Below are 14,615 nucleotides of genomic sequence, written 5' to 3' on the forward strand. Positions count from 1 at the left end.
TCCCTATCTATTCTCAAGCTCAAATTCCTTCATATAATTTACTAATTGCTGTACGCCTTGTACTGGCATCGCATTGTAAATACTAGCGCGCATACCACCGACTGATCGATGCCCTTTTAACGTAACAAGTCCTCGTTCTTTCGCTTTTTGTAAAAACTCACTGTTCAGCTCTTCTGACGGTGTTGTAAACGGAATGTTCATAAGTGATCGATACGTAGGATCAACTGGTGAAGTAAACAATTTTGATTCATCTAAGAAATTATAAAGAAATGAAGATTTCATTCTATTTTGTTCTTCAATCGCAGATACTCCGCCTTGCTCTTTCAACCACTCTAGTACAAGTTTCGTTACGTAAATACTAAAGGACGGCGGTGTATTATATAAGGAGTTATTTTTACTGTAAGTTTCATAATTTAACATTGTCGGACAAGAGCGATCTGCTTCCCCAATTAAATCTCTTTTTATAATAGCAATCGTTAAGCCCGCAGGTCCTAAATTCTTTTGCGCCCCCGCATATATAAGACCAAACTTCGAAACATCATATCGCTCTGATAAAATATTTGAGGACATATCCGCAACGAGCGGCACTTTTTCTACATGTGGAATGTCCACATATTTTGTCCCCTCAATTGTATTATTCGTTGTAATATGTACATAATCTAGTTTTTCATCACTTAATAAACCGTCCAGTTTAGGAATCGTAGTAAACTTCTCTTGCTCGGAAGAAGCAATCACTTGTACTTCCCCAACTTTTTCGGCTTCTTGCAAGGCCTTTTTAGACCATGAGCCAGTTAGTACGTATCCAGCTTTTTTATACGTATTCATTAAGTTCAACGGTATCATAGAGAATTGTAATGACGCACCGCCTTGTAAAAATAAAACTTCATACTCATCAGGGATGCTCATTAATTCACGAAGTAAGTTACTCGCTTCCTCTATAATACTTTGAAAATAAGAAGATCGATGACTCATTTCCATAATAGACATGCCTGTCCCGTTATAATTTAATAGCTCCTTTTGCACTTTCTCTAAAACTGGCAAAGGGAGTATTGATGGTCCTGCTGAAAAATTATAGACTCTCTCCATTACCCTCATAACCTCCCTATTTCTCATCGGATTATTTTTTAAACTTTCTGAATTATAACCTAAAATATAATATGTGGTCAATTTGTTTTCTATTATTAGAGCGCAAGACGCGATGGAATCGCTTGCAAGTGCAGACTTTTTTATGGACATATAAAAAAGTGTTAAGTACATAATCGTACTTAACACTCTAATAATGAAAGAATAATAGCTAATCGTTCGTAAAGAACCGATCAAAAATTTGATAAATAGCAGAGAGACCAATGAGCCAATAAATAGTGTCCACAAGCGCCGGCATAGAACCAAACCATTTCTCAACTACATTGTAATCTAACGCTACAAATAACCAATTCAAACCGCCAAGAATCACCAAAATTACTGTAAGGTAAGACAAAAATTTCATTATGATTGCCCCCTAGGTGATAAGATGGTGAAAGGCCTTTCACTAGAAATATATGTAGTAAACTTTAAAACTTACCTATTTTATAAAATTTATTTTCTGTACCACCCGTTAATAACTGCCGCTGCTTCTTTACTATGTATTTGATACGCATGTGTACTATCATTAGAGCCAATAAACCAAATTGAAAAACCTTTAAAATATGGTTTCGGTTCTAATACATCGCGGTAAGCACTCCATCCATTTAATTGCACATCCTTCGAAAACACATTTGAAACATCTGGATTCCATGGATTTTGTAATCCAAGTTCACGTGCTGGAACGTTAAATCCACCGAAGTAAACTGGCTTTCCTGTTGCATTATGTAATTGTTCCAATTGCTGAACAACATTTTGCCCACGATTATATACTGTTGTCGCAAATAAACTTTGCTTCACTTCTTCATATGTTGGATTTCTTTTTCCTGAAACTTCAAACCAACTGTCTATGCTAACAATATCCACCTTTTTTAAATACGGGCGATTGATTTTCTCTTTAAACTTCGCTTCATAAGAAGGGTCCCAGCTTGCTGTTAACCACCAGTTCATTTGATACAAAACATTTCCTTTATACTGATTACGAACAAAATCAATTGTATCGCTCCAGTATCCTTCTGCATACTCCATATTCACGAAATTAGAAGCAATCTTTAGTCCATACACATTGTATTTACTTGTAATGGAATTAAAAATATCTTGCAGAATAACCGTCTTCCAATTCCAGAAGAAATCATTAATGTTACTTGGGTTCCATTCTGTCTCTCCAACATTCCCCTGCTGAATATACGGGAACGGTTCCACTATAACTTGAATATTACGCTTTAATAATTCTTGAATTAAAATAATAGCTTGTTGCTTTTGCGCTTGATTAATTACCATGTTCGTAGAAGTCACATTTGGGATATCTACTTGAATCGGTACATTTACTGTATTTAAATTTAAACGCTCTACATCAGCTAACACTTTCGCTACATTTCCAACTTCCCATACTGTTACGTTTCCTGATTTGATTTTTCCAGATTGAACAGTATTTACATCTGCCTGTACATTTCCTTGAAAACAAAAAGAAAACAACATAAGAAACACTCCTAAAAAACTTATTAAACTCTTATTTTTCTTCACAACTTTCCCCCTATAATTTTTGGCTTTCTTGATTATTTTATACAACGTTTCATATATATTCCACAAAAAATCCAATAAATTTTTATTGATAAAAATGCTATTCATCCTTTATTCACATCTTACTCATACTAAGCTCCTAAAAATAGTAAGATAAATAAAAAAGGAACGGATTTCCGCTCCTTTTTTATCTTTTTACAATTATCAATCCATTTCCCTTTTAGGCTCTACCAACATGATATGGGATTCCTTTTCAGTGAAAGGTTTATGCTCAACGCCTCTCGGGACAATAAACATCTCGCCTTTAGAAATTTTCACCTGTCCATCACGAAAATCGATGAACATCTCCCCTTCAAGCACAATAAATAGCTTATCTGTATTAGGATGCTCATGCCATATAAAATCTCCATTAGCTTTAAAAAGCTGAATTTGATCGTCATTCATTTCACCAATCACTTGTGGATACCAATAATCGTTAATTTTAGATAACTCGTCATTTAGTTTAATAGGTTGGTAATGGATAATAATCCCTCCTCACTTTCAAATTCCACTATATTACAGTAATATAAGTAAAAAAGTCGTTATTACGCTTAAAAAGAAAATGCTCCGGCCAGAACTTTTCATTCAGATAGTACAAAGGAGTGATTTCAATGAAAGTACTTTCAATCCAATGTTTCCTTTAACTCTCCATAAGTATAGAACAGTGATTTTCAAATAAGAATGGACCCCTGTTGACATTAGTATGGATTATTGATGAACTTCTCGCGATATTTAGTAGGCGAAATGCCAACTCGCTTCTTGAAAACTCTACTAAAATAAAAAGGGTCTGCGATTCCAACAGCCTGCGCAATTTGTTGTACAGGCACATCACTTGTACATAACATTTTTTGAGCCATCTTTATACGATAGTTCAATAAATATTCTGCTGCCCCCATACCTGCATGCTTTCTAAACACGTAAGAAAGACGATTTCGATTAACATTATTTTGTTCTGTAAGTGTATGAATTGTAATATCTTTATAATAGTATTTACGAACGTAACTAGATATTCGTTCAAATAAAGTATGCGACTCATAATTGCTTTCTCTATTGAAAACACTTAATAAAGCTTCATTCAACGCTTCGCGAAACAGCATTTCGGTCTGAAACATCGAAATGCCTCCACGCTGATTATATACATCCCAAAGACGCATAAGTAATTCGACAAGACGAGGAGATTGTCCTGTTAATAATTCAAAATGCTGATGAGTAAAGCCAGAGTCTTCTCGTTCTGAATTGCTTATCCGATATAAAACAAGAATATATTCCCAGTTTATTTCACCAAGCATTTTATGGGCTAATGTCATTTTTGCACCCCCATGTATAACTTTTCCTGGGGAAAGAGTATACGGCGTACCATTAAATTGAAATTGCGTCTTCCCTGTAATTGGAAATACAAATCCTGGGAAAGAATCTGTAGACTCAGCAAAAGGCACACCTGGATTTTTAGCATAACGATATACTCCTTCTACTCGGAAAGGAGTATTGGCAAGATACTCTGCTAACTCATTCACGTCTAACTTCACAATACACGCCTCATTTCAATAATAGTTTTCTTGTAATTCGCGAGATTAATTGGTGTACATTCTGGGAAACGCTAAACTAAAAATAGTACATACAACTTAACAAGATCTGATTATTAACCTATAAATATATTGTTTTTCATTTATTGACCAAAGTATCCTCCCTATATTATTGATAATGATTTTCATTGTAGTTTGATAAAAAAACATTTGTCAAGTTGGCTGGCCTAAAAAAATGATGAAACAAGGGGGATAGAGGAACAGTTCTGTTGCAAATAATACCTAGTCTTTGTTAACTAATTCCCCTCAAAACTGGAATGATCATGTTAATAGTTACAGCACTTACAGCATGTGGAAATAATCGTAATCCTGAAGAAGTTGCTACAGCGTATTTCGAAGATGGAAACAGCCTACTATCAAATTAAATGATAGTAGGCTGGCTGTTAAAATTATTTAAGAACTGGGTTATGTTCTAAATGATAAGCTTTCATTATCAAAAAGAGTATTACTAGTTCCCTCCACAAACAAAAACACCCTATCACTTCGGTTCTAAATTTAGCACCTTCCCCTCTATCCCCTCCGTATTCAATGTAGTCGTATGATACGTGCCATTTACCCAATCATCTATTTGATCATGATACCAATCGCTTCTAAAATGGCCCGACTGTCCTGGCCCTACGATATGATAACCGTTTGACATATCTTTCGTATCAATAATGAATCTCCAAGACGCCCCGTGATTTACAATGCCGTTTTCGCCGTAACTCGCTGCTTGCACGGTAACTTGGCTCCCACCAATCGGAACTGGTTTCTCACGATTAAAAGCCAGTAATGCTAACATACTCGATGATTTCGAAATTGGATGTGTAAAAGCGAGTTGATGGTAATCGCCCCACTTCCACTCTCCAATATCGGGTCCATATTCCTTCTGCAATTTCTTCATTACATTCTCGTACGATGTATGCACAACTTTTGTGAAACCTCCGTACTTCGTAAACCAAACGCTATTTTCTCCCGCTGCTTCTTTTCGAATCAATTCATCAACAACTTGTGACTTCCCTTCAAATAACTCCATTACATCTTTCGGTATTTCTTTTGAAAATAACGTATTTGAAATCTCTTTCATTAACAAATGGAATATTAATGGTGCCGCTTCATCTTTACTATCGTAAAAATTCCACTTTGTTAATTGGTTTACGCCTTCTTTCTCTACCTCATTTAAAGATGCTTTATTTAACTCTTTTAAAAATATAGGAGTAAACTCTTTCCCATATAAATTCTTTTGATCCATCTGTAACTCTTCTAAATCTTTCACCGTATACTTTTCCTTCTCTTGCAAAAATTCTTGAATACGCATTTGCCTATATGGCTGCGCCCACGTATTGCTAATATGATACGGATAATCATCATCAACAATTTTATTATTCGCAGTTGAAATAAACCCTTGTTTTGGATTAATTACTTTTGGAAGTTGATCAAACGGGATATACCCTTCCCATTCATATTCATCTGTCCATCCTGGAACAGGTAAGCTACCATCACCTTTTTTACGCACTGGTATATTTCCATTCGCTTTATAAGCAATTGTGCCGTCGTTTGATGCAAACACAAAGTTTTGGGTTGGTGTATGAAAATCTTGAAGAGCGGTTTCAAACTCATTCCAGTCTTTTGCTTTGTTCATATTTAATACAGCTTTTAACTCAGCTGACGGTTCTAAAGCTGTCCACTTTAAAGAGAATACTGTTTTCGTTTTCTCCTTCCCCTTATCCGCAAACTCTGAAATTACTGGTCCATGCCTCGTAATCGTAACGTTATAAGGAATTGTCTTCCCGCCTTTTACTTTAATAGACTCGTCTACAACGATAGCTTTCTCCCATTTATCGTTATACAGAAATTCATTTTCATTATTAGGATTTCTCTTCTCAATATATAAATCTTGCACATCAGGCCCTGTATTCGTAACACCCCACGCTATTTTGTCATTGTGTCCTAATATAACACCTGGTACTCCAGCGAAAATAACGCCACTCACATTTAAACCTTTCATTTCAAGTCTCGTTTGATACCAAATAGAAGGCGTCGCAAGAGATAAATGAGGATCATCTGCTAAAATTGGCTTACCTGACGCACTCTTCTCACCGCTCACAACCCAGTTATTACTACCGTTAAACTCCGGCGGAATTATCGTTTTTGAAAAACTTTGTGCTACGTCCACATTTGTATTTTTCAGTTCAGCTAGCAATCTAGGAGCATCTTTCGGATATGCAGGAAATAGCTCATTCGCTTGCTCTTTCGGAAGATTTTTCAGCGCCCAATATCGAAATGCCTGTCCGTGCCAATGTCCTCCTAAGTCAAACGCCATATACTTCCCAATCGTTAAAGTATCAACAATTGACCACTCAGCAGGTTCATAACCTAATATAGTAAACTCAACTGGTAATTTCTTTTCCTTTTTCGCCTCACGTATAAAAGCGTTCACCCCATCAGCAAATGACTGCAGGGCATATTTCGCTTCTCCATTATATTGACTAACTGAAGCTTCGGCCGCTCGCCGTAAACCGAGTGTTCGAAACAATTTATCTCGGTCAACAGCTGCTTCCCCAACAACTTCACTTAACATACCAGACGCTTGTCTTCTACTTAAGTCCATTTGAAACAAACGATCTTGCGCTTGCACATATCCTTGTGAAAAATATAAATCATGTGCAGTTTCCGATCTAATATGCGGTACACCTTTACTATCACGCTTCACCGTAACAGCCTGTTGTAAATCCTCTAGCTTTATCGTTCCATCTATCTTTGGCATAGATTTCAGCGTATATATGTTCAAAAAAATCGCAGCGGAAATAACTAACAAAAAAACGATACTACTAGCCCAAATAAAAATTCTTTTTCCCCTTTTTCGTTTCTTCTTTATAACGACTTCCATATAACCACCCCTTTCTCACACTATTCGCTTCTTTTTGAGAAAGAACCTTTTAAAGACATTGAAAACCCCCCTTCATTTTCCTACCAATGAAGGGGGGTTTTCTTATCGTTCGCTACGCCAACTTTCATTATGCCCAAGATTTGAATCTGTCGCTACTTGGACATCATATAACATTTCACTAAAGAAGCGTTTATCTACTTCTTTTGGTACAATGCGTCTTTCATCATCAATCTCATCGTATTCATATGAACCACGCTTCACTGTACCTGCTTTATAAAATTGAATGTCAAATACACATACATCTTCTTCATCTTCATAACCAATCGGAGCTCCGCTAAATGACAATTGCACGCCTAATCCGGTACGAGTATCTTCTTTGTAAAATGTATAATATACACCGCCATCTTGAACAGACCCACGGATCCATCCAAGCTTCGTCATCTTACCGAATAACGAACGACCATTTAGTAAAATACCGCCAAATCCCTCAATAGCACTCTCATCATTCTTTTCTACTACAAACACTGGACGCTCAATTTGTAGGAACGGCTGAACAATTCCCGCACTTTCTAATTGCTCTTTCCATAATTCCTTCTCCGCCCCAGACAATTCTAACGGATGAACGAAACCAATAACAGTGCCAGATGAAAGTTCATAACTCTTCCCGTCAATTGTACAGAACACGCCACCTTCTGCATAACGGAATGCCTTCAGCAACTTCCCTTCCTTATACTCACCCCAAATGAGTGAAATAGAAAATTGCTTCATAATTGGATTATCCATAAATACAGATTTCCATGCATTATGTGACCAATAACGCTTTAACGAAAGTGCCGCTTCTAATCGTTGTTTTTGCATTGAAAGAGTAGTTCGGAGTTCCTTCTTTAAAGAGGCTAATTCTTTTTTAGCCTCTTTAGCCTTTTCTACATCATCTTTTGCATTCGGCTTTGGAAGTGACTTCATACGTTTTCCTTCTTCTGTCTCTAATTCAATTTTTGACTCTGTAGTTAAAATGGCAGTAAAACTTCGATTCCCGAAATCAATTATCTTTTCACCCTGTATAGTAAAGCCGAGGTCCGGCACCAATTGATCTTCCAGCTCTTCCTCTGTTATACCACGTGTTTTCGCAGCAAGACTTAGCGCTTCTTTTGCTGCATTACGTACTTGCTTATGTTTATATTTAAATGCTATTGCATGAATAGACATAAGTGCAAGCTTAGATGAAGACAAACCTAAAGCACGAACGGCATCCGCTGCTATCTTTCCTCTCATTTGAAGCACCCATTCATCAATTTGCTTTATAAGTATGTCGACCATTTTGTCGTCACTATACATTCCGTATAACGAAAGAATTCCACGCTTCTTCACATCTGCGTCTTGAGAAATCCATATTTGATATATTGTTTGCACACATTCTTTTAAGTCCTCTTCATTTAAAGCTCTACCAATTACTTCTGCCGTTTCTTTCTTCTCAATAACAGCATCTGAAATATACTGTTGTAAATAGGCTAACGGAATTGCAGCATCAGCAATTTCATCAGAGTCACGTAAACGGATTTGTGGCTCATCCCCAATCAATTGCAGAAGTGAATTTCTTGTTTGTTCAGTTAAAATACGTGCACATAGTTCTTCTATTTTTTCTTCCTCCGTTTGGAATAAAAATGAGAATTTTCCTGCGAAAGATTCATTTTTACTTTCTTGCAAAGCTTCCTGTACAATTTTCGTATATTTTTCAAGCTTATACTCTATTAGTATTTTCATCACATTTTCACGAACAATCTTCTTTTTATTATGAAGTTCAACTGCTACATCTGCTGCAGCTTCTACATCTTTTGAAAGCAGTTTAACTACAGACTCACGCATTTTTTTAGATGAATCTCCTAAGCTTTTAATTAAAATTGGACGCATTTTAATCATGTTATCCTTTGCTAACTCTTCTAAAATATATGCTTTGGCCACAGCAGAATACTCATCAAATCTTTCAATAATGTACGCTTGTTCTTTTACAATTACACAAACAAGCGCTTCCTTCGCCTTATTTCTCTCTTCACTGTAGCATGCAGCTTCTTCAACTGCATAAGCGATAAGCTTTTCCTTACTTAACCCATACGAAAGCAGATCTTCTAATACTTGTTTCGGTTCTACTCCTCTGACAGAACATTCGTAAAGAAGTTCGTATAAATTAACACTATCATCATCTCCAAACTGTAGTGTAAGTACAGCTTCCCTCTTCGCTACATCATCTATATCCCAAAGAAGCGCAACCTCTAACACCGGCATACCCCAATACATACTCCTATATTTCGGATTTTTAAGTATTTGCTTCATATCCTCAAGTAACAATTTCCCTTGTAAATAATCACGATATGTATCCCGCACTGTAGACAATTTTATTTGCAAAGCAGCAACAAAAAATTCTTCTCGCATTTTCCCTATATTTAGCTCATATCCTTTTTCAGCTAACGTCCGTGCGATGATGAGATAATTCATTTTACTTACATATCGCAAAGTATGTTGAATACATTCAGGATCTTCCTCCAACATAAAGCATAGCAATTCATATTCATACGTCTTACAAAAATCCTCACTGTTCAAATCATGTTGCCTTAGACGATGCGCAAAAAATCTTTCCTTAGAAATCCAAAACTGTGTACAAAAACTTTGAATTTCTTCATATGTTTCTCTATTTACACTACCAGTTTTTTTGTAGTTTTGAGACTGACCGAGAGTGTGACACATATAACGTGTTGCATAGTTTATAAAACCCCAAACATTTTTCTTCGCCAATATTTCAATATATCGCCTCGCAACATCCGAATATTTATGAACACAAAATAATAGCCGCCAAATATGTTCCGGTAAATTCCCACCTATAAATACTTCACTATCATCTTCACCTTTTAAATACCGTTTAACTGCTTCAACCTTTTCCCCTAGCAGTTTTAATATAAATTCTGTATGTTCTTCTAACCTTTCATTCAATAAAGAACTATATGTACGAAACTTTTCATAATCTACATCAAACATTATGAGAAGTAATGTTAATTGTTGCTTAGTTGGTAAAGTATGTAATTGTCCCTCTATATAGTTCGGACTCTCTTTTGTTAACTCTCTAAGAAAAACATCTGCTTCATTTACATAACTTGAAATACTGGATAAATATTTACATGCGATTGCTACAAGTTTGTCCAAAGGAAGTGCACTTTTTTCTAAATAAATCTTCATTTTAGAAAAACTGACATGCGCAAAACGGACTACAAGAACATTTAATAATTGCTCCTCGAGTATATGGTAAAATAATCGAAAAAAATCCGGATCTTGTTTATGCACTTTCCTAAAATCGTTTATAAATCTCTCCGCAAAATCACTTCTTTTTTGATCACGAATTGTCGTTAGTTGAATATTTTTTAAAATCTCTTCTTCTTTTGTCTGTAAATATCGTTGTGATAATTGTTTCTGTTCTTCTGTCATATTAATATATTGAAACAACTCAGATGTACTAGTAGTCAAACTTTGTACCCCCCGCATCTTTTTATCTATTATAAAAATACCCTTATTTAATGGTAGTATAGCATAAAACTCACAAAAACGAACGTACATTCTGCATTAAATTAATGTAAATTAAAATACACTACTCAACATACATTTCCTTCTCTCTAAACTTCCCATTACAGACTTCCCCCCACTAAAATCCTTTAACTTTTTGCTACACCAATTCCTCAAAATCCCCTTCACATAAGCTAACGTTTTCTTATCATTTTCAAACGCAATTTTAAGTGCCTCTAACACTTTCTCTCCAGAAAGTCTTTGTATCCAATTCTTCAATTCCTTCACAATATATGGGGATAAACTACTAATATTTTGTTCATAAAACTTATAAACTTCACTATTTGGAACGTCCTCTTCTATGGTTTCCACCTCTTCCGCTTCTTCTTTCTCTTCAATAACTACTTGTGAACTACTATTATCCTCTTCTTTTGGCATACCAAAATGCTGCAGTACTAATGGAATCTTGTATTCTTTTTCAAGGCATTTACGTAAAAATATATGTATGAACTCATTACTTTTTACAGTCTTTAACTCACGTAATACGCACTTCTCCACATTCGTATTTGAAATAGGGTTATAGTGTAACCAATTTATTATGAATACCTCTTTCGTTTCCATATCATATAGAATCTTTCCATACTCAACAAACCTGTTTAGCAACTTCTCAACAGTCTCCATACTATAACCTGTTTCAAGCTCTGCCACACGCTTCGGTAATATGTAGATACCACATTGCTTCGTTTTCGTACCAGTTAACAAATATATGTAAAAATAACGCTCCTCTGGCGTTAAATCTAATATGAATTCATCTTGCCAAAAGTTCACCTGCACATTACGGTATACCGCCATATGTTTCCCTCCACTCTTTGCTAGTAAATAGGAAAATTTTAATCCTTCATTATAAAGATAGGCATGCGGGAATGGTTTTGGCATTCGAATTACAATTTTTTTTACTACTACAACGCCGGTTTCATTTTTTCGTGCTTGTTTTGTTCTTGTAGTTGTTTTTGTTTTTGTTTTTGTTTTGCTTTTGTTTTTTCTTAGTGATTTATTACTTGATAGGGGCTTATGAGGGGCTTGGAAGGGCATTCTACATTACAATCTATCAAATACAATTGTTCTTCCTACTAAATAGGAGCTATTCCAAATTATTATTTTGGATAGCTCCTTTCAAATTCTTCTTATTTTTTACTTCTACCAATGTCAGCTTCTACATACAATTTCTTCTGCTATTTGCGGGCAGTAAAACTCTCATTTCAAAATTTGGTGAATAAACTGCTTGATGTAAGTGCGAGTGGCCCTCACTGATTAAAGTTTCCTTTTATTTTTGCATTGAATCTAACATCTTCACAATAAAGGCAGCCGCCTGACCACGAGTTGCTGTGCCTCGAGGATCAAACTCATTATTTCCAATACCATTAACTACCTTTAAGCTGTATAATCGTTGAACCGATTCTTTGTATGTTATTAAATGCTTATCTGTAAATGGTAATGCTACTAACTCACCTGTAATTCCTTTATATCGTAATGCTTTGTCAATCATAATAGATACTTCTTCACGAGTAATTGGTGAGTTAGGATCAAAAATCCCTTCACCACGACCATTAATAATTCCTGCACTTGCACAACGTTTAATACCGTCATGAAGTGATGGATGTGCCTCATTGATATCTACAAATGACTTATTTCCCTCTGGTAGTTTAAGAGCATTCGAGATTAATTTCGCAAACTCCGCTCTCGTTACATTTCGATATGGAGCAAATACACCATTGCCTTCGCCTTGCATAATACCTAGACTGTTTAATTTACGAATATGCCCTTCAAACCATCCACCTGTAATATCATCTTTTGGTTTTTGTACTTCTTCCTTAGGCTTTTGTACTTCTTCCTTTGGTACATTGTAGTTAATTTTAATCCAACTTGGGTCATAGAAAATCCATTCTCCATTACCTACTTTATACCAACCATTTTTAACCGCTAATACTTTGTAACGATCTCCGTTTGAAGCTTTACGTACAACACGATGTTCAATGCCCGCATCACTACGTACATTGATGCCACTACCATTTACCACTAGTTCCATGCTAGGTTCAGCTGGATTATTTTCATTTGGATTAAATGAGTCATTTTTATCTTGTAAAGGCGTATCAATCTGCGCATTTATATTTGCATACCACTGAATTCCTTGTACGAAACCAGCCCAATTACCTCGTGAAATTAAAATGTCAGGACATTTTTTCCCACTCCATTGTTGATGCTTGTATATATGATCTGCACCAATTCCTTCTTTGTTCATTAAATAACCTGCAAGTCGTTTTGCATTTTCTAACGCTTTATTGTAATCACCGTCTTGGTTAACCGCAATCTCGATACCGATAGACTCCCTGTTTCCTGAACCATCTCCATCTCCTGCATGCCAACCATTTTCGTTTGTTGGTAAGTGTTGATAAATTTGTTTATCATCTACAGTAAAATGCCATGAAGCTGTTCGGAAAGTGCCTTCAGTTGCTTGCTTGTATAAATATTTCGCATGATTTTCAGCATTAGCACCAGCGGCTGTATTTGCGGTCTCATGGATTGTAATGTAACGTGCTTTCATCGGATTCGCAGGACGAATATCAGGATTTCCTGCTGGAACAATCCACTCCACAAATGGAACTCCTGCAAGTGTTCCATATTTCTTCGTACTCTGTGCACTATATTGAATACCTCTTGGCTTTGCAACAGGTTTCATTTGACGATCAGATCCATCATTTCGACCATCTACAGATTCAAATGCCTTTTCAATGTTTGAAATAGCTTCCTTTTCTGCTACTTGTCCCTTCTTAGCATCTTGCATTTTGTTTAATTCTTCTGTTTCATCATGTTTATGCTTATATTCTTCTAAAAGCATTTTTTCATTTTCAGATACTTCTGCTTCGTTAATTTGTACATGATCAGGAACTTCCAACTTGAAATTAGAATAATTTAATCCGCTCGTTCCGTGTTCTCCTTGGGCAATATTAAGTTGATCAGTTTGAGATTTGTTGATCTCTTCTGCTGATGCTGATAAAGGTACACTTCCTAAAATCACTAGACTTGTTGATAGTGCGATTACTTGTTGTTTGATTGTCTTATTCATTATTATAATAAATACATACACATTCCCGCCGTGTATGTATCTCAACCTCCCTTTATTGTCACAATAATTTTTAAAAATATGAATCTACTATGTACTCCTAATATATTTTCTTTTTATTCATATATTTAAATTAAAACATTTTATACCTATTAAGAAAATATTTATATGTCATCCCTACAGATGAATTTCATCTAACATACTTTTTATAAAATACATCAACAAACATTATTTTACAACTAATTACAAATACCGTCAAAATAATCAATTTAGACTTAGACAAATAACTGGCATACAATTTCATAATAAGAGATCCTATACTATCGAAATACATCTATTACAAATTCCCTTTAACGTTTTCAACAATCTCATTTATCGTATTCCGATCAAACTTATCACTAATTTCATATGACTCACGATCTCCTACGAATTGCACGCCTACGATATCATTGCGATCCTTACCGTATTGCACTTCAATAATAGATCCTCGCTCTATTTGTTTCCAAATGAGACCTGCTTCATCTTTATTATCTAAAATAATGCAGTCTTCAATATTTTCATCAATCCCAATTAATTTATTATCATCCATATATCCAATCTCGTATTGTTGCCGTTCTTTCGCTTTGCCACTTACTAATATACCTTTGCTACCATATGAGTAATCCATATAGTCCTTTTTCTCCGTTTGTACCGCTTTCGGCTTTTGTGCTTCAGTTTTTTCAGCAGCCCCACAACCTGTAATAAGACTGATTGGGATAACCACTATTAATACGAATCTAGTAAATTTTTTTATCATTTGTAACCAACCTCATATATT

10 protein-coding genes are annotated in these 14,615 nt (G+C 35.5%); all 10 read right to left on the reverse strand.

Translation table 11 applies throughout. The features are described from left to right. Positions 1-3 precede the first annotated feature (3 nt). The 10 genes from serC to AC3WVZ_RS14315 all read right to left on the reverse strand — a co-directional run bounded on the left by serC (position 4) and on the right by AC3WVZ_RS14315 (position 14,594). Complete coding sequence (serC, locus tag AC3WVZ_RS14270; protein WP_233936529.1) at positions 4-1,086, reverse strand: 3-phosphoserine/phosphohydroxythreonine transaminase; 1,083 nt, start codon at positions 1,084-1,086, stop codon at positions 4-6. Between the two features lie 208 nt (positions 1,087-1,294). Beyond that, on the reverse strand, positions 1,295-1,486 hold the full coding sequence (locus AC3WVZ_RS14275) for a DUF378 domain-containing protein (RefSeq protein WP_000670804.1): 192 nt from the start codon (positions 1,484-1,486) through the stop codon (positions 1,295-1,297). 89 nt (positions 1,487-1,575) lie between these two features. Then, the gene (locus AC3WVZ_RS14280) at positions 1,576-2,643 is read right to left on the reverse strand and encodes a glycoside hydrolase family 113 (RefSeq protein ID WP_000739790.1); all 1,068 of its coding nucleotides are present in this window, start codon (positions 2,641-2,643) and stop codon (positions 1,576-1,578) included. Between the two features lie 201 nt (positions 2,644-2,844). Then, a complete protein-coding gene (locus AC3WVZ_RS14285) occupies positions 2,845-3,084 on the reverse strand; it encodes a cupin domain-containing protein (protein WP_000997182.1) in 240 nt (79 codons plus the stop codon). Between the two features lie 293 nt (positions 3,085-3,377). Then, entirely contained in the window at positions 3,378-4,205 is an 828-nt protein-coding gene (locus AC3WVZ_RS14290; RefSeq protein WP_000762815.1) for a helix-turn-helix transcriptional regulator, read from the reverse strand. 535 nt (positions 4,206-4,740) lie between these two features. Continuing rightward, a complete protein-coding gene (locus tag AC3WVZ_RS14295; protein ID WP_233936530.1) occupies positions 4,741-7,131 on the reverse strand; it encodes a penicillin acylase family protein in 2,391 nt (796 codons plus the stop codon). 102 nt (positions 7,132-7,233) lie between these two features. Beyond that, a complete protein-coding gene (locus AC3WVZ_RS14300) occupies positions 7,234-10,641 on the reverse strand; it encodes a DUF4132 domain-containing protein (RefSeq protein ID WP_233936532.1) in 3,408 nt (1,135 codons plus the stop codon). Between the two features lie 111 nt (positions 10,642-10,752). Next, positions 10,753-11,613: a DnaD domain-containing protein gene (locus tag AC3WVZ_RS14305; protein ID WP_233936578.1), complete on the reverse strand. Its 861-nt coding sequence runs from the start codon at positions 11,611-11,613 to the stop codon at positions 10,753-10,755. 388 nt (positions 11,614-12,001) lie between these two features. Beyond that, the gene (locus AC3WVZ_RS14310; protein WP_002026061.1) at positions 12,002-13,801 is read right to left on the reverse strand and encodes an S-layer homology domain-containing protein; all 1,800 of its coding nucleotides are present in this window, start codon (positions 13,799-13,801) and stop codon (positions 12,002-12,004) included. A gap of 334 nt (positions 13,802-14,135) precedes the next feature. Continuing rightward, the gene (locus AC3WVZ_RS14315; protein ID WP_000591625.1) at positions 14,136-14,594 is read right to left on the reverse strand and encodes a hypothetical protein; all 459 of its coding nucleotides are present in this window, start codon (positions 14,592-14,594) and stop codon (positions 14,136-14,138) included. Positions 14,595-14,615 lie beyond the last annotated feature (21 nt).

Source organism: Bacillus sp. CPT56D-587-MTF, from assembly GCF_058792335.1.

Excerpts from the sequence above, each read along its gene's own strand:
- serC (WP_233936529.1), bottom strand. The coding sequence starts at position 1,086 with ATGGAGAGAGTCTATAATTTTTCAGCAGGACCATCAATACTCCCTTTG.
- AC3WVZ_RS14275 (WP_000670804.1), bottom strand. The coding sequence starts at position 1,486 with ATGAAATTTTTGTCTTACCTTACAGTAATTTTGGTGATTCTTGGCGGT.
- AC3WVZ_RS14285 (WP_000997182.1), bottom strand. The coding sequence starts at position 3,084 with ATGAATGACGATCAAATTCAGCTTTTTAAAGCTAATGGAGATTTTATA.
- AC3WVZ_RS14295 (WP_233936530.1), bottom strand. The coding sequence starts at position 7,131 with ATGGAAGTCGTTATAAAGAAGAAACGAAAAAGGGGAAAAAGAATTTTT.
- AC3WVZ_RS14305 (WP_233936578.1), bottom strand. The coding sequence starts at position 11,613 with ATGCCAAAACCATTCCCGCATGCCTATCTTTATAATGAAGGATTAAAA.
- AC3WVZ_RS14310 (WP_002026061.1), bottom strand. The coding sequence starts at position 13,801 with ATGAATAAGACAATCAAACAACAAGTAATCGCACTATCAACAAGTCTA.
- AC3WVZ_RS14315 (WP_000591625.1), bottom strand. The coding sequence starts at position 14,594 with ATGATAAAAAAATTTACTAGATTCGTATTAATAGTGGTTATCCCAATC.